Below are 23,692 nucleotides of genomic sequence, written 5' to 3'. Positions count from 1 at the left end.
TATCTGCCGACGGTCGGGCCTGGCTATGACCGGCGAGCGGCTGCGCACGATGCGGGGCTGGCTGGCCGTCGCGGCCTGGCTGGTGCTGCTGGCCTTGCTGCCGTGGTGGCTGGGACTGCCCCTGCTGCTGGCGATCGCCGCGATCCTGCTGGTGTCGGCCGAACGCCTGGGCAGCCATGCGGCCATGCTGCGCCGCGGCCTGCGCTGGGGGTTGGCCGCGGCCTTGTTCGCGCTGCAGCGGGCCCTTGGCGGCGATGCGTTCGCCTGGGGCGCGGCGCTGCTCGGCGGCCTGGCCGGCTATACCTTGCTGGCGGGGTTGGAAGCCTGGCTCGACCGTGCCCGGCGCCGCGCCGCGGCCGCGCCCGCCCACGTCGTCGAATGGCCGCAACTGGCGATGGCGCCGGTCGGCCCGCCGGCGGCGATCATCGAACTGCAGCCGCCGCACTGGCACGACGCCCGGCAGGGCGTGGCGGACCCGCGCGGCGGCCGGGTGGATTTCCGCGCGGGCACCTACCGGCTCGCCGACGGCTTCGTGCTGGACGGGGCCGGGCCGATGTGCGGTTTCGGCCCCGGCGGCGACTGGTTCGTGGCCGCGCAGGCGCAGGCCGGCGGCCTGCTGCTGTGCGACCGCATGCACGGCCGCATCCATCGCGTGTGCGGCTGGCAACTGTACGGCTGGCAGGGCGCGCAGCCCTGGCTGGCGCGCGACGGCCACAGCGCGCCGCTGCCCCTGAAGGAGGTGCTGGGCCTGCGGGGCCGCTAGCGCCGCTCCCTCGCGGCTGGACCGGAGCCCGGGCGCGGGCCGGGAGGCGGGGCGTGCCGGTCGGCCCATGCCGGAAGGGCATTCTCGCCGGCCGCTTCCTGCCTCATACTTGCACAGTGAACTCCCCAGTACTCTATTCCTCCCGCCCGGTGGTCAGCGTGATCGTGGTGGCTGCCGACAGCGGTGCCAGCATGCGCGACTGCATCGACCGCGTGCTGGCCTGCGAACTGCCGCTCGAGGTGGTGCTGATCGACAACGGTTCCGCCGACGGCGTGCCGCAGGCCATCGCGCGGGCGTACGAGGCGGATGCACGGCTGCAGGTGGTCTTCAACCACGCCAACCTCGGCTTCGGCCCCGCGGTGAACCGCGCCGTGCGCCAGGCCACCGGCGAGGCGGTGCTGGTGCTGAACCCCGATTGCCTGCTGCGCGAAGCGGACCTGGACAGCCTGCTCGACGTGCTCGCCCACGAGCCGAAGGCGGGCCTGGTCGGCGCGGTGGTGTGCGACGAGCAGGGCGTGGCCGATCCCGCCTCGTACCGGCGCGACCCGCTGCTGGCGCGGGCGCTGGCCAGCCTGTTCGGCCGCGGCGAAGGCGTCAACGTCGACGGCGCGCTGCCGGATACGCTGGTCGAGGCCGAGGCGGTGTCCGGCGCGCTGATGCTGCTGCCGCGCAAGGTGTTCGACCAGTTGGAGGGTTTCGACGAAGCCTATTTCCTGCACTGCGAAGACCTGGACCTGTGCCGGCGCGTACGCGACCTCGGCTATCGCGTGCTGCTGGCCGGCGACGTGCGCGTGCTGCACGGCAAGGGCGGCTCCAGCCGGCACCGGCCGGTATTCGTCAGCCGGCACAAGCACCGCGGCATGTGGCGCTGGTTCCGCAAGTTCGACCCGGCCGCGCGCAACCCGTTCGTGGCGGCGGCCGTCTGGCTGGGCATCTGGGGGCATTTCCTGCTGCAGATCCCCGGGCAACTACGCAGGAGCGCGAAGCGGGTGGCGAGAAGCGAGGAGCGAGTGGTTAGGAGTGAGTGAGGGAAAGCCCGTTGCCCGAGGCACCTTGCACCCTCCATGTGATCCCACGCCGGCTCATCCATCCGATTCATCTAGGCAGGGCGACCGCCCGGCACCTTGCGACGCCCGGCCTTTCCCTCACGCCTCACTCCTAACCACTTACTCCTAAAGCTCTCCCCCATGAACGCCACCCGCACCCTCCCAGCCACCCTGGGCCTGCTGGCGATGACCGCCGTATGGGGCTCCACCTTCGTGCTCATCAAGGACGTGGTGGCGCGCATGCCGGTGGCGGATTTCCTGGCCGTGCGCTTCCTCGTCGCGGCGCTGGTCATGCTGGCGCTGTTCCCGCGCCACGTGTGGCGGCTGGGCCGCGGCGGCGTCGCGCGCGGGCTGGTGCTGGGCGCGATCTACGGCGCGGGCCAGTTGCTGCAGACCTGGGGGCTGGCGCTGATCTCGCCCAGCGTCAGCGGTTTCGCCACCGGCATGTACGTGGTGTTCACCCCGATCCTCGCCACGCTGCTGCTGCGCCAGCGGCTGCCGGGACGGGTGTGGATCGCGGTGGTGCTGGCCACGGCCGGGCTGGCGCTGCTGTCGCTGAACGGCCTGGCGGTGGACGCCGGCGTGTGGCTGACCCTGGCCTCGGCGGTGTGCTACGCGGTGCACATCGTGGCGCTAGGGCAGTGGTCGCGCGCCGACGGCGCCCTGGGCCTGTCGGCGGTGCAGATGGCGGCGATCGCGGCCGTCTGCCTGCTCGCCACGCTGCCGCACGGCGGCCCGGCCGCCCCGCCGGACCGCGCGGCATGGCTGGGCGTGCTGTACACGGCGCTGATCGCCGGCGCCGGCGCGATGCTGATGCAGACCTGGGCGCAGGCGCACCTGCCGGCCACCCGCGCCGCCATCGTGATGACCACCGAGCCGGTGTTCGCCGCCGCGTTCGCGGTGGCCTTCGGCAGCGACGTGCCGAGCTGGCGCATGCTGGGCGGCGGCGTGCTGGTGCTGGGGGCGATGTACCTGGCGGAACTGGCGCCGCGCCGCAAGCCGGGGTTGCCGGCCGAGGCGCTGCATCACGAGGTGTGAGGGCGGGCCGGAGCCGGCACCTTTCTGGCGCGTACCCGCGCCTTCGCCATTCCCACCCGGCTGCGTCGTGCCGGCCTAAATCGCATCCACCGTCCAGCCCTGGCGGCTGGCGCTGGCGAGAATGCCGGATGGCCCGACCATGTGGTAAAGGCCGACCACGACCAGCGGCGCGCCCTTGGCGTCGAGCATGTGCTCGAACCGGGACAGCCAGGCCTGGTTGCGCGCGAACGTGAGCCGCTGCGCCAGCTCCGGATAGGCACGGTTGTAGCGTGCTACCTCCGCAGTCGCCAATTCACGCTGGCCCGCCGCCCAGGCCTTGAAGATGCGCGCATCGGCTGCCGGCCCGGCGAGCACTTCGTCGAGTGCGTAGCGCAGGAACTGGACGTCCTGCAACGGCGTCAGCGCGCCGAACCAGGCCAGCACCTCGTCCTTGGTCTCGAACTCGCAATGCCAGGGCATGCCCGCCCGCGCGGCCTGTCCGGCCAGCACCTCGCGCGCGGATTTTCCCTTCCACCCAACGCCACGGTAGTACTGCTCCTGGAGCAGCGAACCGACGAGCCATGGCCTGTACGGCGCCAGGTCGCCGGGGCTCGTCTTGCAGTAGCGGGCGGCCTCGGCCAGCCGCGCCTTGTCGCGCGCGTCGAGCCAGTCGTCGAGGGGGCGCCTGGGATCGATGCCGTAGCGCTGGATGAGCGCGCCCTGCGGCTGCTTGTAGACGTTGTTGGTCTCGGTCCACAGGGCCGAGCAGTGCGAGAGAAGCCGCTCGATGCGCGAGTCGCGCCAGTCGGCCGGCTGCGGCGGCGTTTCGGCTGTGAGATAGAGATTCCGCCCGCCGCGCTGGAGCGACCACAGCGGCCAGCCATGCGTCGCCGGCTGCGCCAGCGACTTCAGGGGCGCCAGCCCGCCGCTTCCGGCGACCAGGGCGGTCGCAAGCATGCCGACGACCTTGCGCCGGCGAGTGTCGATGGTGTCCATGTCCCGCTCCCAAGATCCCGGGAGCCAACCTAGAACGGCCGGGCGAACCGGATCAGTGCTACAAGTCACCGCGTCCGGCCATTGCACTCGGTTCATTGCATCCGGTTCATCGCATCGGGCTCACTGCATCCGGCGCATCGCGCGCGTCTGCAGCGCCACGCGCACCAGGTACGCCACGATCGCCACGTTGCCGGCCAGCACGGCCAGCTTCAGCCAGCCGAAGCGGTGCAGGGTCTCGTACAGCTCGACGGGGATCAGCGAGGCGGTGGCGATCACGGTGAACCATTCCGCCCAGTACTTGCCCATCAGCAGGCCGATGCCCTCGATGCCGAACAGCGCGGCATAGCCCAGGGTCACCACGCCCACCGCCACGAACCGGCTCGGCCCGAAATCCACCAGGGTCGAGATCAGTTTCCAGCGCAGGCCGCTGCTGTCGGTCAGCGACAGGTGTTCCAGCCAGCGCACCAGGTGGTTGAAGTTTTCCGCGTGGTCCAGGTGGAACGCCGCCGCCGCGACCAGCAGCAGGCAGACGGTCTTGACGATCTCGTAGAACGCGATGAGGCGCAGGCCGGCCCGGTGCGGGTGCGCGGCGGCGGGCACGGCGGCGGTGTCGTGGGTCGGAGACATGGGGAGGTCGGGGCGGGCAGGCGCACCATTGTCCGCGCTGGGGCGGGAATGGCCAGTGCCGGATGGGGTGCGCGACGGCGGAAGGCCAGGAATCGCCGGGTCCCGGCTTTCGCTGGGACGACGTCAGGGAAGCTGCCCGACACTTTCCCCGTCGTTCCGGCGAAAGCCGGAATCCAGCACCTTTGCCGGTGAGCGCCGCGGCTCCGCGGCCACGCCGGAGCATGGCCGCGGAACGGCAAAACGACTCAGCAACAACGCCCCCCGGTGCCCCTGTAGCGGGCGACCTGCCGTTCGCGGAAGAACTCCTCGTAGCTGGGCACCGCCCGTTCCGGGTGGTGCTCGCGCAGATGCTTCACGTAGACGTCGTAGTCGGGCACGCCGCAGCAGAGGCGGGCGGTCTGCACCGCCCACTTCCAGCCGGAGCGAAGGACCTGCCTGGGCGAGTTCATCGTCATGGCCTCAGCGGGCGACGCTGCTCAGCGCCACGTAGGGTTCTTCCTGCGCGGTCGGGTGGTTGGTGTGCCAGGCCCGCAAGAGGGCGCGCAGCGAGAAGGCGGTCATCACCACGATCAGCAGCATGAACAGGCCGGTGAGCGCCATGTCCACGTAGTTGTTGGTGACGATGCGCTGCATTTCCTCGACGGTTTTCGCCGGCGCCAGCAGCGTGCCGTCCTGCGCGGCCTGCGCGTATTTCCGCGCGGCGGCGGTGAAGCTGATCGGGCCGCTGAGCTTTTCCCAGCCGGCGGTCAGCGTGCAGACGATCAGCCAGATCGCCGGCACGCCCGGCACCCACACGTAGCGCTCGCGCTTGAGCTTCACCACCACCACCGTGGCCAGCATCAGCGCGATCGCCGCGAGCATCTGGTTGGCGATGCCGAACAGCGGCCACAGCGTGTTGATGCCGCCCAGCGGATCGACCGCGCCCTGGTACAGGAAGTAGCCCCACAGGCCCACGCAGATCGCGGTGGCGAGCAGGTTGCCGGTCCACGACTCGGTGTGCTGCAGCGGTTTGTGGATGAGCCCGGCGATCTCCTGGATCATGAAGCGGCCCACGCGCGTGCCGGCATCCACCGTGGTGAGGATGAACAGCGCTTCGAACAGGATCGCGTAGTGGTACCAGAACGCCATCATCGATGCGCCGGGGATGATGTTGTGCAGCAGTTGGGCCATGCCCACCGCCAGCGTCGGCGCGCCGCCGGCGCGGCTGAGGATGCTGCCCTCGCCGATGTCCTTGGCGGTCTTGAGCAGCTCGTCGGGCGTGACCACGAAGCCCCACTGGCTGATCGCGGTGGCCGCGCTCTGCGCGGTGGTGCCGATCAGCGCGCTGGGCGAGTTCATCGCGAAGTACACGCCCGGGTGCAGCGAGGCGGCGGCGACCAGCGCCATGATCGCCACGAACGCCTCCATCAGCATGCCGCCGTAGCCGACCATGCGCGCCTGGCCCTCGTTGGCGAGCAGCTTGGGCGTGGTGCCCGAGGCGATGATCGAATGCCAACCCGACACCGCGCCGCAGGCGATGGTGATGAACAGGAACGGGAACAGGTTGCCCTGGAACACCGGGCCGGTGCCGTCGATGAACTTGGTCACCGCCGGCAGTTGCAGGGTCGGCGCGGCGAGGAAGATCGCCAGCGCGAGCAGCGCGATGGTGCCGATCTTGAGGAAGGTGCTGAGGTAGTCGCGCGGCGCCAGCAGCAGCCACACCGGCAGCACCGACGCGCAGAAGCCGTAGGCGATCAGCAGCCAGGCCAGCGCCTTGGCGTCGAAGTCGAACAGCGGCGCCAGCGTGGCCGAGTCGGCGACGTTCTTGCCGTAGGCGATCGAGGCCAGCAGCAGGACCAGGCCGATGATCGACACCTCCAGGATCCGGCCCGGACGGAACCAGCGCAGGTAGGCGCCCATCACCAGCGCGATCGGGATCGTGCAGGCCACCGTGAAGGTGCCCCACGGGCTGTGCGTGAGCGCCTTGACCACCACCAGCGCCAGCACCGCCAGCACGATCATCATCAGCACCAGCACGCCGAACATCGCCACCACGCCGGGGACCGGGCCCAGCTCGTCGCGCAGCATGTTGCCGAGCGAGCGGCCGTCGCGTCGGATCGACAGGCCGAGGATCATGAAGTCCTGCACCGCGCCGGCGAACACCACGCCGAACAGGATCCACAGCGTGCCGGGCAGGTAGCCCATCTGCGCCGCCAGCACCGGGCCGACCAGCGGGCCGGCGCCGGCGATCGCGGCGAAGTGGTGGCCGAACACCACCCACTTGTCGGTGGGCACGTAGTCCAGGCCGTCGTTGCGCAGCACCGCCGGGGTGGCGCGGCTCGGGTCGAGCTGCAGCACGCGGTCGTTGACGAACTTGCCGTAGAAGCGGTAGCCGATCACGAACACCGCGATGGCGGCGGCGACCAGCCAGATCGCATTGATCGGCTCGCCGCGGCGCAGGGCGACCACGCCCAGGCACCAGGCGCCGACGATGGCGATGGCGGCCCACAGGATCTTGCCGGCGGGACTCGGTGGAACGGCGGCTGCGTTTTGCATGGGCGGCTTCTCCTCGACGGTACGGCAAGGGTCGTCCCGCCGGCTGCGGGGGTCAATGCCAAAGCCGGCCCGGCGGCATTAGCCATTGGTCGAATAGCGGCGGCGCCGTTGCGGTGCGGCATCGGCCTTGCGGGAGGCGCGGGTTTCGCTTCCGGCGGCGGATGGCCGGTTCGCCCGGTCGCCCGGGAAGGCGGTCGCCCGCCGCCCTGGCGTTCACGCGCCAGCATGCCGGCATGACGCCGGCTCGACTACAGTGGACAGGCTCGATGGCCGAACCGTGAGGCTTGCATGATCCGCGAAATCCTGAAGATGGGCGATCCGAGGCTGCTGCGCGTCGCGCCGCCGGTGCCGGACGCGATGTTCGGCGGCGCGGAACTCGAGGCGCTGATCGCCGACATGTTCGACACCATGCACGACGCCGGCGGGGTCGGCCTGGCCGCGCCGCAGATCGGCGTGGACCTGCAACTGGTGATCTTCGGCTTCGACAGCAGCGAGCGCTACCCCGAGGCGCCGGCGGTGCCGCGCACGATCCTGCTCAACCCGGTGATCACGCCGCTGTCGCAGGACATGGAGGAAGGCTGGGAAGGCTGCCTGTCGGTGCCCGGCCTGCGCGGCGCGGTGAACCGCTATTCGCTGATCCGCTACCAGGGCGTGGACCCGCAGGGGCAGCCGATCGACCGCCGCGCCGAAGGCTTCCACGCCCGCGTGGTGCAGCACGAGTGCGACCACCTGATCGGCCGGCTGTATCCCTCGCGCATCACCGACTTCAGCAAGTTCGGCTACACCGAGGTGCTGTTCCCGGGCATGGATCCCGCCGCCGACGAGTGACGCGCGCGGCGGCATGCCGGCCCCGGCTTCGCCCGCCGCGCGGGTTGCGCGGAAATGCGGCGGAAGATGCCGGCGTGGAGGGGGCTCCCCCGCTGCCGGGCGCGGCGGACAAGGCCGGGCGAAGCTTCCTCCCGTCGCCGACACGGCCTGGACGCCCGTACGGTCGCGGCGACTCAATCGCAGGCCGGTGCGGGGCGCGCCTCGACGGCATGCGTCGCCTCGCCGCCGCGCAGGCCGAGCATGAACGCGATCACGCCGGCGAGCGCGCCGACCGCGCACACGCCGGTCCAGCCGGCATGCGCCCATGCCACGCCAGCCACGGCGGAACCGGCCGCGCCGCCGAGGAAGAAGACCCCGGTGTACAAGCCGTTGATGCGGCCGCGCGCCTCCGCTTGCAGCAGGTTCACGGCGCGGCGGCCCAGTGCCTGGTCGGCGATGGTGCCGGCGTCGAGCAGGATGGCGGCGGCGCCCATCGCGGCGATCAGCGCGCCACGCGGCAGCGTAGCGGCCGCCCACGGGCTGCCGGCGACGCCGGCCAGCAGCATCGCCGCGACGAGGACGACGTGGGCGGCGTGCGTGGCGGCCCTGGCCTTGCCGGCGTCGCCGAGCCGACCGGCGACCGGCGCGCTGATCGCGCCGCTGATGCTGGCCAGGGCGAACGCCGCGATGCCTGCGGCGCCGAAGCCGAACGGCGGCGCGGCCAGCGGCAGCGCGACCAGGCTCCAGAACGCGTTGAAGGCGGCGAAGCTCGCCGCCGCCGACAGCGCGCGGCGGCGCAGTACCGGCTCCCCGCGCCACAGCCCGGCCAGCGAGCCGACCAGGGCGCCGTACCGCGTCGCTTGCGGCGGTCGCCGGCGCGGCAGGCGGAACGCCAGCATGCCGCCGAGCAGCACGATGGCGGCGGCGAGCAGGGCATAGGCCGCGCGCCAGCCGAACCGTTCGGCCACCAGGCTCGCCAGCGGCCGCGACAGCATCGCGCCCAGCAGCAGCCCGCTCATGATGTTGCCGATCACGCGGCCGCGCCGCGCCTCCGCGGTCATCGCCGCGGCCAGCGGCACCAGCATCTGGATCGAGCAGGTGGTCAGCCCGATCACGAAGCTGACGGCGAGGAACCCGGCGGGGGCGATGGGGCATGCCGCGACGGCGAGCGCCGCGGCATTGGTCGCCAGCGTGGCGAGGATCAGGCGGCGGTTCTCCACCAGGTCGGACAGCGGCACCAGCAGGAACAGGCCCGCCGCGTAGCCGGCCAGCAGCAGCGTGCTGACCAGGCCGGCCGCGGCCGGCGACAGGCCCAGCGAAGCGCCGATCGGTCCCACCAGCGGCTGCGGGAGGTACAGGCTGACCACGATCACGCCGGTCGCCAGCGCGAACAGCCGCACCGGCACCCGCTCGGCCGGGGTGTTTGCGCCGCTCATCGCACGGCCTCCCGGTAGGCGGCGAGCAGGGCCGGGTCGTCGAACGAACCGTGGTGGTGCACCTGGCGCCAGGCGCCGTCGACGCGGCGGAACAGGCGGCTGGTGCGGATCGCCGGCTCCAGCCGCAGGCCCGCGCGTTCCAGCGTGCCGCGCTCGCGGCCGACGGCGTAGAACACCTCGCCGGCCCGGTGCAAGGTGTAGTCGTGGAACGCCACGCGCACCCGCGCCTCGCCCTCGAAGATGCGCCGGTACACCGCGAGGATCGCCGGCCAGCCGCGCGCGATGCCGCCGAGCGGATTGCTCATCGACGCGTCGTCGTCGTCGTGCCAGTTGCGCGCCATCGCCTCGATGTCGCGGCCGTTGAAGGCGCGGTAGAAGGCGCTCAGGGCGGCCAGCGGCGCGCCGGGATCGAGGCCGGTTTCGCTGCCATCGACGGCGGCGGGGAATGGCGTGGACATGGGGATTTCCGGATCGGGCTGGGAAGCGGGGGCGCCATTCTTCGCCCGGAAACGATGCGGGAGAATAGGCGTTACCATGGATGGACTATCACGCCATGCGGGAGAATGCCGTGGCCAGCCTGGACGACTACCGCGTCTTCGTCGCCATCGTGGAGCAGGGCAACCTCACCGCGGCCGCGCGCCACCTGCGCCGCTCGCTGCAGGCGGTGAGCCGCTCGCTGCAGGCGCTGGAGCACGAGCTGGGGGTCGAACTGGTCCAGCGCACCACGCGCCGCGCGCAGCCCACCGCGGCGGGGCTGGCCTTCCACGCGCGGATCAAGGCGGCGCTGGCCGACATCGACCTGGCCCGCTCCGCGCTGGCCGAGCACGGCGCGCGCATCGACGGCACGCTGCGCATCGGCGGCTCCACCCAGTTCAGCGCGCCGTACCTGGTGCCGCTGGTGGCGGCCTTCATGGAGCGCTATCCGGACGTCGACGTCGAGCTGGCGGTAGCCGACCACCGCGCCGACCTGCAGCGCGAGAAGCTGGACGCCGCGGTGCGGCTGGGCGAGCTGCCGGACAGCCGGCTGCATGCGCGCCAGCTCGGCGCGCTGCCGCTGGTCACCATCGGCGCGCCGGGCTATTTCGCGCGGCACGGCCGGCCGCAGGTGCCGGCCGACCTGCGCCGGCACGCCTGCGTGGTGCGCCGTTCCGCCGGCGAGCCGCAGCGCTGGACCTACCGGCGCGGCCAGCGACGGCAGCAGGTGGACGTGCGCGGCCGCTTCAGCGCGGACAACGCCGCGGCGTGCAATGCGGCGGTGCTGGCCGGGCTGGGCATCGGGGTGGCCGCGCTGTGGCAGGTGCGGGGGCTGCTCGACCAGGGGCGGCTGGAGACGGTGCTGGACGCCTGGCAACTGCCGGCGCAGCCGGTGCACATCGTGTGGCCGCCGGGCCGGCAACTGCCGGCGCGCACGCGCGCCTTCATCGACTTCGCGGCGGCGCGCTGGGCATCGGTGCCGCCCGGGCTTCCCGGCTGACGGCCCGCCGCCGCGGCATTCCCGGCGCGGCGCGGGGCGCACCGCGGCAAGGCGCTACAGCAGCCGCAGCAGCTCCTTCATCAGCGGCAGCCGGCGCACGCGCACCGCGCTGGCGCGGAACACCGCATTGGCCAGCGCCGGCGCGGCGGTGGGCATGGCGAGGAAGCTGGCGCCGGCCGGGACGCGGTCGCCGGGCACGACGATGACCTCGACCGCGCGCGGCAACTGGGCCATGCCGGCCAGCGGGTAGTCCTTGTAGCCGTGCTGCTGCACCTGGCCGTCCTTGAAGGTGACGGCCAGGTTCAGCGCGGCGGACAGCGCGTCCAGCGTGGCGCCGGCGACCTGGCCCTCCAGGCCGAGCGGGTTGATCACGCGGCCCACGTCGACCGCGCACACGGCGCGCACGATGCCGAGTTTCTCGCCCTGCAGCGCGGCTTCCACCGCATGCGCGACGTAGGCGCCGTTGACGTGCCAGCAGGCGATGCCGAGGCCGTTGACGCTGCGCAGCCAGTTCTTCCATTCGATCCGCTCGGCGACCAGCCTGAGCACGTTGGCGAGCCGGCCGGTGTCGAGCGTGCCGCCGTTGGCGAGCGGGATCTGGCGCGGTTCGCCGAGCAGGCGCAGGCGGGTGTCGAGCGGGTTCTCCTTCAGCGCGTGGGCGATCTCGTCGACGAAGCTCTCGGCCGCGAAGGCGTTGGCGAGGTGCGGCATGCCGCGGTGCGGCCCGCGCGGTATCGGCGAATCGAGGCGATACCAACTGCTGCGATAGTTCGGCACCAGGCCCGCGGGCAACTGGTCGGCCTGCAGTTCGGACGCCCACAGGCGGTCGTCCGGCACGCCGCGGCCGGCGAGCGCCGAGGCGCTGGCGACGCGCTGGGTCCAGGCGATCAGGTTGCGCTTGCGGTCGACGACCGCGTTGAGCCGCTGCACGCTGGCGGGGCGGTAGAAGTCCTGCGCCAGGTCTTCCTGGCGCGTCCACAGCAGGCGCACCGGCTTGTCCACCGCCTTGGCCAGCATCACCGCCTCGGCGACGTAGTCGTGGTCGAGCCGGCGGCCGTAGCCGCCGCCCACGCGCGGCACCTGGATCTCGATCTGGTCGGGCGCCAGCCCGGTCAGCCGCTGCACCACCGCCCACGCCTGCTGCGGCGCCTGGGTGGGCACCACCAGGGTGGCGCGGTCCTTGTCGAGCCGCACCAGGCAGTTCATCGGCTCCGGCGTGGCATGCGCCAGCCAGGGCTGGAAATAGGTGGCCTCGACGCGCCGCGCGGCCTTCTTGCCGGCGCTGTCGACGTCGCCGTCGCTGCGCACCAGTTGGCCGGTGGCGTTCTTGTCGTCGAGCAGGTCGGTCGCCTGCTGCTCCAGCGCGGCGCTGCCCGCGCTGCCGCTGGCGCCGGGCTGCCAGCGCAGCTTCAGCCTGGCGCGGCCTTGCAGCGCCGCCCAGGTGTTCTCCGCCAGCACCGCCACCGCGGGCGCACGCACGGTCTGGCCCGGGAGCCGGTTGGCCTCGGGCCTGAGCTGCACCACCTTGACCACGCCCTTCACCGCGAGGGCGTCGGCGGTGTCGATGGTGCCGAGGCTGCCGTCGTGCCAGGGGCAGTGCGCAAGCACGGCGACCAGGGCGCCGGCGAAATCGCTGTCGATCGCGTAGCGGCTCTGCCCGGTGACCAGGGCGCGCGCATCGACGTCGCCCGCGGGCTGGCCGATCAGGGTGTAGCGGTCGGGCGATTTCAGCGGCAGCGGCGCGGTCGGCAGGGCGATCTTGCTGGCCGCCTCGGCGAGGTCGCCGTAGCCGAAGCGGCGGCCGTCCGGCGCGATCACCGTGCCGGCCTGGCAGCGCAGGCGCTCGGCCGGCACGCCGAGCCGGCGCGCGGCGGCCTGGGTCAGCAGCCAGCGGGCCAGCGCACCGGCCTGGCGCAGGTCGGCCCAGGCGGCGGGGATCGAGTCGCCCAGCCCGCCGGTCTGGTGGCCGTAGCGCCAGAACGGCTGGCCGTTGCGGTTGTCCACGCCGAGGCCGAGCGGGATCACGCCGACCCGGTTCCAGTCGGCGTCCAGCTCGTCGGCGATGATGCGCGGCAGCGCGGTGCTGGTGCCGGTGCCGGTGTCCGGGTCGCGGGTGCCGATCAGCACGTTGCCGTCGCTGTCGATCCGCACGTAGGCGCCGAGGCCGCGGTAGTCGTCGCCGAGCAGGGCCGGCGGCAGCGGCGGATCGGCCGCCTCGGCGAGCGGGATGCCGATCACCAGCGCGCCGGCGGTGCCGGCCAGCACCTGCAGGAAGCGGCGGCGCGAAAGCTGCACGCCGGCGCTCACGACTGGCCTCCGTTGGCGACGCGCCGGATCGCGCGGCGCACGCGCGTATGGCAGCCGCAGCGGCAGAGGACCGGCAACTGGTCGATGTCGTCGTCGGAGGGCCTGGGCTTGCGGTTGAGCAGGTCCAGCGCGGCGATCAGCCAGCCCGGCGTGCAGTAGCCGCAGCCGATCGCGTCCTCGTCGATGAAGGCCTGCTGCAGCGGATGCAGCGAGCCGTCGGCGCCGGCCAGCCCTTCCACCGTGGTGACCTTGCGCTGGGCCAGCCTGGCCATCGGCACGCCCATCGCGGGCACCGCCTTGCCGTCCAGCAGCACCAGGTCGGCGCCGCTCAGCTCGCCGCCGTACTTGGTGCCGGTCAGCCGCAGCACATCGCGCAGGTACCACAGCAGCGGCATCTGCGGATCGCCGGTGTGGACGAAACGCTCGCCGTTGACGGTCAGGTCGATGCCCTCGCGCACCTTCTCGGGAGCGATCGGCCGGCTTGCGTCGGGCTGGGCCTGCACTTGCACCATCAGGGGAACCTCCTTGCGTATCCGCCTATTGTGGCATCGCCCGGGGCGGCTATTGCACGTTGCGGCTGAACAGGCGGCGCCAGGCGAAGTACACCGGCACGCCGGCCAGCATGATCAGCACGCCGATGCCCGCGTTGCGCGGGTTGCTGCGCATCGTCTCGACCACCACCCAGCCCACCGTGCCGACGAACAGCAGCGGCAGCCACGGATAGCCGGGCACGCGGAAGCTGGCGTGCGCGCCGTCGCGGCGGCGGTACCAGAACAGGGTGGCCACGCCGACCGCGCAGGCCAGCCAGTCGCCGAAGGTGGCGTAGTCGAGCAGCTGGCCGTAGCTGCCGGTGAGCACCAGCACCACGGCCCAGCCGGACAGCAGCAGCAGCGCCAGGTTCGGCGTCCGGTGCCGCGGGTGCAGCCGCGCCACCGAGCGGAAGAACAGCCCGTCCTCGCCCATCACCTGCAGCACGCGCGCGCCGGCGACCAGGGTGATGTTGCAGAAGCCGAGCGTGGAGACCGCGATGCCCAGCGCGATCAGCTTCGCGCCGAGCGGGCCGAACATCCGGTTCATCACGTCCGCGGCGGGCGCGGTGCTGGCGGCGAGCCCGGCATGGCCCAGCGTGGCGAGATAGGCCACGTTGACCAGCGCATAGGCGGCGATCACCAGCAGCATGCCGGCCAGCAGCGCGCGCGGCAGGGTGCGCTGCGGCTCGCGCACCTCGCCGGCGAGGTTGTTGAGATAGGTAAAGCCGGAATAGGCGAACAGCACCGGCAGCGCCGCGCCCATGAAGCCGGCGCCTTCGCGGGCGGGATCGACGGCCAGCACCGCCTGCCCGCCGGCGCCGGCCAGCAGCAGCCCGCACACCACCAGCGCCGCCACCGCGAGCAGCTTGAGCAGGGCGAACACGTTCTGGATCTGCGCGCCGAGCCGCAGCCCGAACAGGTTGATGCCGGCGACGAACACCAGCGCGCCGGCCGCCAGCGGCAGCGCGGCCGAGGCCGGCAGGCCGAGCACCGCCGCGGCATAGCTGGCGAAGATCGTCGCCACCGCCGCAGTGGAGCCGGAGTAGATCACCAGCAGCATGGTCCAGCCGAACAGGAAGCCGGCCAGCGGCCCGAACGCCTCGCGCAGGTACACGTAGGTGCCGCCGGCATGCGGCCGGCGCGCGCCGAGCTCGGCGTAGCACAGCGCGCCGACCAGGGTCAGCACGCCGGCGCCCACCCATGCCAGCAGCAGGGCCAGGCCCGATTCCGTGCGCTGCGCGGCGATGCCCGGGTTGAGGAAGATGCCGCCGCCGATGATGCCGCCGACCACGATCAGCGCGGCGTCCCAGGGGCGCAGGCCGCGCACGTAGCCGCCGGGCGTCGAGGGTTCGCTCATGGAAGGTCCGCTGCCGCTTTGGAAGACGCGCGAGCATGGACGCTGGGGCGGAGTGGGGCAAGCCCCGCTGCGGGCGCCGCCGGCGGGCGCAGCCGTCCCGCGCCGCCGGCAAGGGCGGGCGCGGGACGGCGGTTGCGGGCTACAGCCCGCTGCGCAGGAACAGGTCGAAGTGGGCCACGTCGAGCGTGCCGATGCCCACGCCCTGGTCGTAGCGCGGCTTGCCCGCGTAGAACCAGTTGTCGCCGGCGCGGATGTCGTTGAAGGCGGAATACCGGCCGTAGCCGAACACGTTCTGCAGCAGGTAGAGCTGCGGATTCCAGAAGCCGATCCGGTGGTGCGCGCTCTGCGCGAGCAATGCGCTGATGCCGTTGAGCTGGGGCGCGACGAAGCTGGTGCCGCCCTCCGAGATCACGCCGCCGTCGGAACTGGATACGACGATGTAGCCGGTTTCCGGGTCGGCGTTCAACGAAATGTCCGGCAGGTTGCGGCCGCTGAAATGGCCGGGCAGCTTGAGGTAGGTGAACGGGCCGGACTGGGGATCGTTGTAGACCAGCGACTGGTTCTTCTCGCTGGTGCGCATGCCCTGGGTGAACCACTGGTAGAACGGCATGCGCCAGTACACGCTGACCCCGCCGCCGCCGCCGCCGGCGAACAGGTCGTAGGCGCCGGGCTTGATCTTGTCCAGGTAGTTCTGGAGATAGTCCCAGCCCCACACGCTTTCCTGGGTGATCGATGCGGTCGGGCCGCTGGCGAAGCTGAAGCTGTAGGGCACGGTGGTGCCGCCGGCGGCGGTGATGTAGGGGTCGGAGGCCGGCGAGTCGACGGTCAGCGGCGCGCTGAACTGGCCGGGCCCGCTGCCGTGGCCGAGCGGGCGCACCGTGTCGTAGGCGCCCGAATCGCCGGTGGCGGCGAACACCGACTGCCCCTGCGCGGCGGCTTCCAGCAGGATCTGGTGGAAGGTCTGCAGGTCGCCCACGTCGGTGGTGTCGGTATTGCTGGCGCCGTCGACGTTCAGCGCGGCGAAGTTGAAGATCTCCGGGCTGCCCCAGCTGGTCGAGATGCTGTCGGCGCGGTTGTCGGCAACCGCCTGCATGAATGCGTCGGTGAAGCCGTTGCCCGCGTTGGGCGCGTCGTAGACCAGCACGTCGGCATCCGGCGCGAGTCCGCCGGACTGCTCCACGTCGAGCGCGGTCTCGCCGCTGCCGCCGTCGATCGCGCCGCCGCCGTCGACGTGGATCTGGGTGATGCGGTGCGGCTTGGTGGCGAGCCCGATGCCGCTCCAGTAGGCCTCGGCGTCGGCCGGGTCGAAATTGGACAGCGTGACGATCGCGATCGTCGAACCGCGCCCGGTGATGCCGCGCGCGTACAGCGGATTGATGTCGTACAGGTTGGCCACGTCGCCCACGGTGTAGTTGCCCGGCTCGCCGGTGGCGGTGGGGTTGCCGCTGCCCGCCTTCCTGGCGAGCGCGTTGAGCGACGGCTGCCGGCCGGCGATCTTCGGCGCGCTGATGCGGTGCGAGAGGTAGGCGCGCTCGTTGTCGAGCCCGGTGGCGAGCAGCACGGTGCCGGCCAGCGCGGGCGGCAGCACCAGCGCGGTCGCCGGGCGATGGAAGGTACGGCCGGTGGCGGGCGAGACGTAGCTGTGGATGGGCGCCTGGAAGATGCGGCCGAACTGGCCCAGCGTGCCGCTGGTCCGGATCGCCATGCGGTTGGGCAGCACGGTGCCCTGCAAGCCCTGCGCGCGCAGGAACGCCTGCACCTGCGCGATCTGCGCATCGCTGGCGCCGTACTTGTCGGCGAACTGGCCGGTGCTCAGGAACTGGTGGTAGTGCGGGCTGCCGGGCGTGACGGTCTGCCGGATGTACGACTCCAGCGCGGCCTGGTCGTGCAGCCGGAGCACCAGCGTCACCGTGGCGCGCTGGCCGGTGGCCGCCAGGCCCATGTCGGTGTTCCGCTGCAGGCCGCCGGCCCAACTGGCCGGAACGACGCCGGCGAGGATCAGTGCCAGGGAAGCCGCGAGGGTTTTGCGATGCGATGTCGCGAGCATGTGAGTTTCTCCAGGAAGCGAAGAACGCTGGCCGAAGCGGCGGGCTGCCGGTTGCGCGAACCGACACCGCCATCTCGCCTTCCGGCCAGGCCGTAAAGCGTTTTCATCGAGACGTGCTGCCCCACTTTGCTGCCCCGCCGCCGGTCGCCCCCCTGAAGACGGAGGGCGGCGGGTCGGGCAAGCATGCGCGCGGTCGGAAACGGCGGGAAGTGCCGCCGCGCAAGTAATTTCTTGCGATGACGCGAGGGTGGATCGCGTCTTTCTTGCGCGGTCGGAACGGCCATCGCGTGCCCGCGCCGGGGCGGCTTTTTTGAGGCCGTGCCCGCTTGCGGCACAATGACGGGGTTGTGCGCCGCGGTTTTCCGCGGAGCCGTCCCTCTCCACGCGTCGAAAGCCATCGCCATGACCATCATCAAGCAAGCAGACCTGATCCAGTCCGTCGCCGACGCGCTGCAGTACATCAGCTACTACCACCCGGTCGACTACATCACCAACCTCGCCGCCGCCTACGAGCGCGAGGAATCGCCGGCCGCGAAGGACGCGATGGCGCAGATCCTGATCAATTCGCGGATGGCCGCCGAAGGGCATCGCCCGCTGTGCCAGGACACCGGCATCGTCACCGTCTTCCTCAAGGTCGGCATGGACGTGCGCTGGGAAGGCTTCACCGGCTCGCTGGAGGACGCGGTGAACGAAGGCGTGCGCCGCGCCTACAACGACCCGGACAACAAGCTGCGCGCCTCGGTGCTGGCCGACCCGGCCGGCAAGCGGCAGAACACGAGGGACAACACGCCGGCGGTGATCAACGTCTCGATCGTGCCGGGCGGCACCGTGGACGTGATCGTCGCGGCCAAGGGCGGCGGCTCGGAGGCCAAGTCCAAGTTCGCCATGCTCAACCCGTCCGACTCGATCGTGGACTGGGTGCTCAAGACCGTGCCCACGATGGGCGCCGGCTGGTGCCCGCCGGGCATGCTCGGCATCGGCATCGGCGGCACCGCCGAGAAGGCGATGCTGCTGGCGAAGGAATCGCTGATGGAGCACATCGACATCCAGGAGCTGATCGCGCGCGGCCCGCAGAACCGCGCCGAGGAACTGCGCATCGAGCTGTACGAGAAGGTCAACGCGCTGGGCATCGGCGCGCAGGGCCTGGGCGGCCTCACCACCGTGCTCGACATCAAGGTGAAGGACTACCCGACCCACGCCGCCAACCTGCCGGTGGCGATGATCCCCAACTGCGCCGCCACCCGCCACGCGCACTTCGTGCTCGACGGCTCCGGCCCGGTCGCGCTCGATCCGCCGTCGCTGGAGGACTGGCCCAAGCTCACCTACAACCCGACCAACGCGCGCCGCATCGACCTCGACACGATCACCCAGGAGGAGGTCGCCAGCTTCAAGCCGGGCGAGGTGCTGCTGCTCAACGGCAAGCTGCTCACCGGCCGCGACGCCGCGCACAAGCGCATGGTGGACATGCTGAACAAGGGCGAGCCGTTGCCGGTCGATTTCAAGGGCCGCTTCATCTACTACGTCGGTCCGGTCGATCCGGTGCGCGACGAGGTGGTCGGCCCGGCCGGCCCCACCACCGCCACCCGCATGGACAAGTTCACCGAGCAGGTGCTGGCGCAGACCGGCCTGCTCGGCATGGTCGGCAAGGCCGAGCGCGGCCCGGCGGCGATCGAGGCGATCAAGCGGCACCGGTCGGTGTACCTGATGGCCGTGGGCGGCGCGGCCTACCTCGTCTCCAAGGCGATCAAGGCCTCGCGCGTGGTCGGCTTCGCCGACCTCGGCATGGAGGCGATCTACGAGTTCGAGGTGAAGGACATGCCGGTGACCGTCGCGGTGGACAGCGCAGGCACCTCGGTGCACCAGACCGGGCCGAAGGAATGGCGCGCCAAGATCGGCAAGATTCCCGTGGTCGTCGAATAAGACGCGAACCATCGGACGCCGGCCCGTCATCCCTGCGAAAGCCGGGATCCCGTGCCTTGGGACCTAACGAGCTAGAAGTCACTGGATTCCTGCTTCCGCAGGAACGACGGAGTTTTCGGGACGCCCGCTCGTCATCCCGGCGAAGGCCGGGATCCAGTGCCTTGGGGCTCACGAACTAGAGGCGCTGGGTTCCTGCTTCCGCAGGAACGACGAGATATTGGGATTCCCTGACGCAACCGGGGTCAGCCCGCGCTGCTTTCCCGCAAGGGCGACGTGGACGGCGCATCGGCCGCCTCCAGCGCCCCGCGCAACGCTTCGAGCGCCGGCAGCAACCGTTCCGGCTCGCGCAGGGCCTGCCGCGCCGCGCCGACGGCGCGCCGTACCGCGCCGGGCGTGGCGCCGCGATCGATCAGCGCCACCGCAGGCGCACGGCAGGCAGCCAGCGCATCGATCCAGTCGGCCGGTAGCCGCCAGCGTGGCCGCCGGCCGAGCGTGCGGGCCGTGCGGAAGGCCGGCGCCAGCGCATCCACCGCGTCCAGCGCATGCATGAAGGCGGTCGTGTCGTGCGGCGCGGTCGCCGGGTCCAGTGCCTCGCCGAGCGCCGCCAGTGCGTCGGCCAGGCGCCGGCGCAGCACGTCGGTGGAGCGCACCGGCAGCACCAGCCAGGCCACCGCCACGCCGATCGCGGCGCCGGCCAGGATCGCCGCCAGGCGCAGGCCCATTTCCGCCGTCGCGGGGAGGCCGGCGTAATCCTGCAGCAGGGCCAGCGCCACGGTGACGAACAAGGCCCACCACGCGTAGTTGAGCGGCCGCAGCCAGGTACCCAGGAACACCGCGACGAGGATCGACGCCGCGCTGCCGCTGCCGTGCGTGCCGGCCAGCGGGGCCAGCACGGCCGCGGCGAGGGTGCCGATGGCCGCGCCGCCCAGGCGCTGCAGGCTCTTGTACGCCACTTCCCAGCGGCCGCGATTGCCGCTGTGCACGATGAAGGCGGTCAGCACCACCCACGGCCAGTGCGGGCCGAAGCAGGCATGGCCCACGGCGAAGGCGCAGGCCAGTGCCGCCGCCATCTGCAGCGCCATGCGCGTGGTGGCCGAGGTCCGCGTCCGGTCCGGCACCGCGCGGGCCGGCGTGCGATGCGCCGGCTGCACGATGGCCGGCAACAGGCGCAGCCGCCGGCCCAGCGCGTCCAGCGCCGACACCCAGGCCAGCGCCAGCAGGGCCACCGCCACCGGCACCAGGATGGCCGGCAGCGGCCCGCGCTGCGCGCCGGACAGGTGCGGCACGGTGAGCACGGTCACGAACGGCAGCGCGATCAGCCGGCTGGCGCGCCGCGCCTGTTCGCCGAACTGGCGCAGCCATACCGACAGCGCCACGCCGGCGGTGAACGCGGCGGCGCCGAGCCAGGGCAGGTCGCGCAGCAGCAGGCCGACGCCGGTGGCGGCCAGGCCCACCGCCGGCAGGGCGATCGCCGCTTCCAGCCGGCCGCGGCGGTCGCGGTCGAGCCGGCTGCGCGCGAGCGAGAGGCTCAGCACCACCGCCAGTACCGCGCTGCCCGGCCCGGGCGCCAGCCATTGCGCGCAGGCCAGGGTGAGCAGGGCGGAGGCCAGCGCCACGACCGCCTCGGGCAGCGCGCGCAGCGCGGCGGCGCAGCCGCGTGCAGGGGCGGGAAACGCGATGGTCATGGTCGGCCGGCTCCTCCGGGGTGGCGCAGTGTAGCAGTGCCGGCCGGCGCCCCGGCCGCCTCGCCAAGCGGACGTCTGGACGTCCAAAATCGCGCTTCGTCCGAATCCGGTTGCATTCCCGTTGCGGCAGCGCAACACTGGCGGGATCGTTTTTTCCCGCAACCATGGCCCGATAGCCCGTGACCTCGAACGCCCCCGCGTCGCGTCCCTCCGACGCACCCGCTCCCGACGCATCCTGGATCGTGATGAAGTTCGGCGGCACCAGTGTCGCCACGCTTCCCCGCTGGCAGAACATCCGCGAGCTGGTCGCCAGCCGCCGCGCCGAAGGCGCGCGCGTGCTGGTGGTCGTCTCCGCGCTCACCGGCATCACCGACGCGCTCAAACAACTGTGCGCGCAGGACGGGCAGGACAAACGCGACGAGGCGGCCAAGGCGATCGCGCAGCGGCACTACGAGCTGCTCGAGCACATGCAACTGGCGCTGCCGGACACGCTGGGCGCGCGCCTGGACGAGCTGGCCCGGCTCGCCCACGAGGGCCCCGGCGCGCTCGGCGAGCTGGCCTGGCAGGCGCAGGTGCAGGCGCACGGCGAGCTGATGTCCAGCGCGCTGGGCGCCGCCTTCCTCAGCCACAGCGGGCTGCCCACGCAGTGGCTGGATGCGCGCGACTGCCTCGCCGCGGTGGCGCTGCCGAACCAGAACGAGCGCACCCGGCTGCTGTCGTCGATGGTCGATTCGCGGCCGGACCCGGCGCTGGCCGCGCGGCTGGCCGGGCAGGGCGAGGTGTTCATCACCCAGGGGTTCATCGCGCGCGAGGCGGAAGGCCGCACGGTGCTGCTCGGCCGCGGCGGCTCGGACACCTCGGCGTCCTACTTCGGCGCGCTGCTGAAGGCGGCGCGGGTGGAGATCTGGACCGACGTGGCCGGCATGTTCACCGCCAACCCGCGCCAGGTGCCCGGCGCGCGCCTGCTGCAGAAGCTCGACTACGAGGAGGCGCAGGAAATCGCCTCCACCGGCGCCAAGGTGCTGCACCCGCGCTGCCTGTCGCCGCTGCGCGAGCCGCGCGTGCCGCTGCTTATCAAGGACACCAACCGGCCCGAGCTGGACGGCACGGTGATCGGCCCGGAGGTGCGCGAGCACGCGCCCAGCGTCAAGGCGATCAGCGCGCGCAAGGGCATCACCCTGGTCTCGATGGAGTCGGTGGGCATGTGGCAGCAGGTCGGCTTCCTCGCCGACGTGTTCGCGCACTTCAAGCAGCACGGCCTGTCGGTCGACCTGATCGGCTCGGCCGAGACCAATGTCACCGTGTCGCTCGATCCCACCGAGAACCTGCTCGATTCGGATGCCGTCGCCGCGCTCGCCAGCGACCTGGCCAAGGTGTGCCGGGTGAAGGTGATCGCGCCGTGCGCGGCGATCACCCTGGTCGGCCGCGGCATGCGCTCGATGCTGCACACGCTGTCCGGCGTGCTGGCCGAGTTCGGCCAGTTGCGCGTGCACCTGATCTCGCAGTCGTCGAACAACCTCAACCTCACCTTCGTGGTGGACGAGAGCGTGGTGGACGACCTGCTGCCGCACCTGCACGACCTGCTGATCGGCGCCGGCGCCCTGCGCACCGACGACAGCGCGCTGTTCGGGCCGAGCTGGCAGGCGCTGTACGGCAGCGGCGAGGCGTCGGCGCCGGCCGCCGCGTGGTGGCGCGGCGAGGAGGAGCGCGCGCGGCTGCTGCAACTGGGCGCGGAGGCGACGCCGCGCTACGTCTACCACCTGCCCACCGTGCGGGCGCAGGCGCGCGAGCTGAAGTCGCTGGCCGCGGTGGACCGGCTGCACTACGCGGTGAAGGCGAACACGCATCCGGCGATCGTGCGCGCGCTGGCCGAAGAGGGCTACGCGTTCGAGTGCGTCTCGCCCGGCGAGCTGAAGGCGGTGGACGCGCTGGTGCCGGCGTCGACGCCGCTGCTGTTCACGCCGAACTTCGCGGCGCGGGCCGACTACGTGGCCGCGCTCGCCACCCGCGCCACGGTCACGCTCGACGCGCTGTACCCGCTGGAGCACTGGGGCGAGCTGTTCCGCGGCCGCGAGATCGTGCTGCGGGTTGACCTGGGCCGCGGCCTGGGCCACCACGAGAAGGTGCGCACCGGCGGCACCGGCAGCAAGTTCGGCCTGCCGGTGGAGCAGGTCGATGCCTTCCTGCGGCTGGCCGACGCGCACGGCGTGACCGTGCGCGGCCTGCACGCGCACCTGGGCTCGGGCGTGCTCGACGCGGCGCACTGGGGCGAGGTCTACGGCCAGCTCGCCAGCCTGGCCGAGCGGATCGGCAGCATCGCCTTCCTCAACATCGGCGGCGGCCTCGGCGTGCCCTCGCATCCGGGCGAGGCGCGGCTGGACGTGGCGGCGCTCGACCGCGTGCTGCGCGAGGTCAAGGCGGCCTATCCGCACTACCGGCTGTGGATGGAGCCGGGCCGCTACCTGGTCGCCGACGCCGGCGTGCTGCTGGCGCGGGCCACCCAGCAGAAGGGCAAGGGCGCGCTGCGCTACCTCGGCGTGGACACCGGCATGAACAGCCTGATCCGCCCGGCGCTGTACGACGCCTGGCACGAGATCGTGAACCTCACCCGGCTCGACGAGCCGGCCACCGCGCTGTACCAGGTGGTCGGCCCGATCTGCGAGAGCGGGGACGTGCTGGGTACCGACCGCCGCCTGCCGGAGGCGCAGGAGGGCGACGTGATGCTGATCGCCCAGGCAGGCGCCTACGGCAAGGTGATGTCCTCGCCCTACAACCTGCGCGACGAGGCCGGGGAGATCGTGCTGGACGACTGAGTTCCGGGCTTCGGTGGTCCCGGGTTTCGTGCCTTTCCCTGTAGGGCGACTGCCGATGGCCCGTCATCTGCCGATGGCTCGTCACCCCAGCGAAGGCCGGGATCCAGCGACTCCGGGGCGGCCGCAGATGCGAAGGCGCTGGATCCCGGCTTTCGCCGGGATGACGGTGCTGCATTTCGCCGGGATGACGGCGTTGCATTTTGCCGGAAGGCAGTTTTCGGGCCCGGGGCGGCGACGGCGAGAAAAGGACCCGGGGGTGTCCCGGCTTGAAGACTGCGCCGGCCGTGGACCATGGTTTCTGGGACAATGACGCATTGACGAATAGCGAGGGC

Annotated in this window: 18 protein-coding genes; 7 read left to right on the top strand and 11 right to left on the bottom strand. The window is 72.1% G+C overall.

Translation table 11 applies throughout. From position 1 onward, the window contains the following. Positions 1 to 25 precede the first annotated feature (25 nt). The 3 genes from ASG87_RS18105 (at position 26) to ASG87_RS18095 (ending at position 2,847) form a co-directional block, all read left to right on the top strand. Positions 26 to 763, top strand: coding sequence for a hypothetical protein (locus ASG87_RS18105; RefSeq protein WP_056008530.1), 738 nt, complete (start codon positions 26 to 28; stop codon positions 761 to 763). Positions 764 to 879: 116 nt separating this feature from the next. After that, positions 880 to 1,791: a glycosyltransferase family 2 protein gene (locus tag ASG87_RS18100; RefSeq protein ID WP_056008526.1), complete on the top strand. Its 912-nt coding sequence runs from the start codon at positions 880 to 882 to the stop codon at positions 1,789 to 1,791. A 159-nt stretch (positions 1,792 to 1,950) separates the two neighbouring features. Beyond that, on the top strand, positions 1,951 to 2,847 hold the full coding sequence (locus tag ASG87_RS18095; protein ID WP_056008523.1) for a DMT family transporter: 897 nt from the start codon (positions 1,951 to 1,953) through the stop codon (positions 2,845 to 2,847). 75 nt (positions 2,848 to 2,922) lie between these two features. On the opposite strand, the gene ASG87_RS18090 is transcribed toward ASG87_RS18095, so the two are convergent. The 4 genes from ASG87_RS18090 to ASG87_RS18075 all read right to left on the bottom strand — a co-directional run bounded on the left by ASG87_RS18090 (position 2,923) and on the right by ASG87_RS18075 (position 6,984). Further along, entirely contained in the window at positions 2,923 to 3,822 is a 900-nt protein-coding gene (locus ASG87_RS18090) for a TraB/GumN family protein (protein ID WP_056008520.1), read from the bottom strand. A 120-nt stretch (positions 3,823 to 3,942) separates the two neighbouring features. Beyond that, entirely contained in the window at positions 3,943 to 4,449 is a 507-nt protein-coding gene (locus ASG87_RS18085) for a DUF2127 domain-containing protein (protein WP_056008517.1), read from the bottom strand. 245 nt (positions 4,450 to 4,694) lie between these two features. Then, positions 4,695 to 4,898 (bottom strand): YbdD/YjiX family protein, encoded by a 204-nt coding sequence (locus ASG87_RS18080; RefSeq protein WP_056009121.1) that lies wholly within the window; start codon positions 4,896 to 4,898, stop codon positions 4,695 to 4,697. 10 nt (positions 4,899 to 4,908) lie between these two features. Beyond that, on the bottom strand, positions 4,909 to 6,984 hold the full coding sequence (locus tag ASG87_RS18075; protein ID WP_056008514.1) for a carbon starvation CstA family protein: 2,076 nt from the start codon (positions 6,982 to 6,984) through the stop codon (positions 4,909 to 4,911). A gap of 288 nt (positions 6,985 to 7,272) precedes the next feature. On the opposite strand from ASG87_RS18075, the gene def reads away from it, so the two are divergent. Continuing rightward, positions 7,273 to 7,812 carry a peptide deformylase gene (gene def, locus ASG87_RS18070; RefSeq protein WP_056008512.1) on the top strand — a complete coding sequence of 180 codons (540 nt, stop codon included), beginning with the start codon at positions 7,273 to 7,275 and terminating at the stop codon, positions 7,810 to 7,812. 173 nt (positions 7,813 to 7,985) lie between these two features. Here the strand turns inward: def and ASG87_RS18065 are convergent, their stop codons facing one another. Then, complete coding sequence (locus ASG87_RS18065) at positions 7,986 to 9,227, bottom strand: MFS transporter (RefSeq protein ID WP_056008510.1); 1,242 nt, start codon at positions 9,225 to 9,227, stop codon at positions 7,986 to 7,988. Next, a complete protein-coding gene (locus ASG87_RS18060; protein ID WP_056008507.1) occupies positions 9,224 to 9,685 on the bottom strand; it encodes a nuclear transport factor 2 family protein in 462 nt (153 codons plus the stop codon). Before ASG87_RS18060 ends, ASG87_RS18065 begins: the two co-directional genes overlap by 4 nt. A gap of 95 nt (positions 9,686 to 9,780) precedes the next feature. On the opposite strand from ASG87_RS18060, the gene ASG87_RS18055 reads away from it, so the two are divergent. Beyond that, positions 9,781 to 10,701 carry a LysR family transcriptional regulator gene (locus ASG87_RS18055; RefSeq protein WP_157511152.1) on the top strand — a complete coding sequence of 307 codons (921 nt, stop codon included), beginning with the start codon at positions 9,781 to 9,783 and terminating at the stop codon, positions 10,699 to 10,701. A gap of 54 nt (positions 10,702 to 10,755) precedes the next feature. Here ASG87_RS18055 and ASG87_RS18050 read toward each other — a convergent pair whose 3' ends face one another. From ASG87_RS18050 to ASG87_RS18035, 4 genes are all read right to left on the bottom strand, one after another. After that, positions 10,756 to 13,008, bottom strand: a complete 2,253-nt coding sequence (locus ASG87_RS18050) for a molybdopterin cofactor-binding domain-containing protein (protein ID WP_056008501.1) — start codon at positions 13,006 to 13,008, stop codon at positions 10,756 to 10,758. Then, positions 13,005 to 13,520 (bottom strand): 2Fe-2S iron-sulfur cluster-binding protein, encoded by a 516-nt coding sequence (locus tag ASG87_RS18045; protein ID WP_056008498.1) that lies wholly within the window; start codon positions 13,518 to 13,520, stop codon positions 13,005 to 13,007. The genes ASG87_RS18050 and ASG87_RS18045 overlap by 4 nt, the downstream gene beginning before the upstream one ends. Positions 13,521 to 13,569: 49 nt before the next feature. Continuing rightward, positions 13,570 to 14,895 carry an amino acid permease gene (locus ASG87_RS18040; protein WP_056008495.1) on the bottom strand — a complete coding sequence of 442 codons (1,326 nt, stop codon included), beginning with the start codon at positions 14,893 to 14,895 and terminating at the stop codon, positions 13,570 to 13,572. A 139-nt stretch (positions 14,896 to 15,034) separates the two neighbouring features. Then, positions 15,035 to 16,942, bottom strand: a complete 1,908-nt coding sequence (locus ASG87_RS18035) for a S53 family peptidase (protein ID WP_056008493.1) — start codon at positions 16,940 to 16,942, stop codon at positions 15,035 to 15,037. Between the two features lie 402 nt (positions 16,943 to 17,344). Between ASG87_RS18035 and ASG87_RS18030 the strand changes: the two genes are divergently transcribed. Then, the gene (locus ASG87_RS18030) at positions 17,345 to 18,862 is read left to right on the top strand and encodes a fumarate hydratase (protein WP_056008490.1); all 1,518 of its coding nucleotides are present in this window, start codon (positions 17,345 to 17,347) and stop codon (positions 18,860 to 18,862) included. 242 nt (positions 18,863 to 19,104) lie between these two features. Here the strand turns inward: ASG87_RS18030 and ASG87_RS18025 are convergent, their stop codons facing one another. Continuing rightward, positions 19,105 to 20,547 (bottom strand): FUSC family protein, encoded by a 1,443-nt coding sequence (locus tag ASG87_RS18025; protein WP_056008487.1) that lies wholly within the window; start codon positions 20,545 to 20,547, stop codon positions 19,105 to 19,107. Between the two features lie 239 nt (positions 20,548 to 20,786). Here ASG87_RS18025 and ASG87_RS18020 point away from each other — a divergent pair, with 239 nt between their 5' ends. Continuing rightward, complete coding sequence (locus tag ASG87_RS18020) at positions 20,787 to 23,360, top strand: bifunctional aspartate kinase/diaminopimelate decarboxylase (RefSeq protein WP_268761833.1); 2,574 nt, start codon at positions 20,787 to 20,789, stop codon at positions 23,358 to 23,360. Positions 23,361 to 23,692: the final 332 nt, after the last annotated feature.

Source organism: Frateuria sp. Soil773 (genome assembly GCF_001428405.1).
Taxonomy (GTDB): domain Bacteria; phylum Pseudomonadota; class Gammaproteobacteria; order Xanthomonadales; family Rhodanobacteraceae; genus LMSL01.
This window is presented reverse-complemented; position numbering and strand designations above follow the sequence as displayed.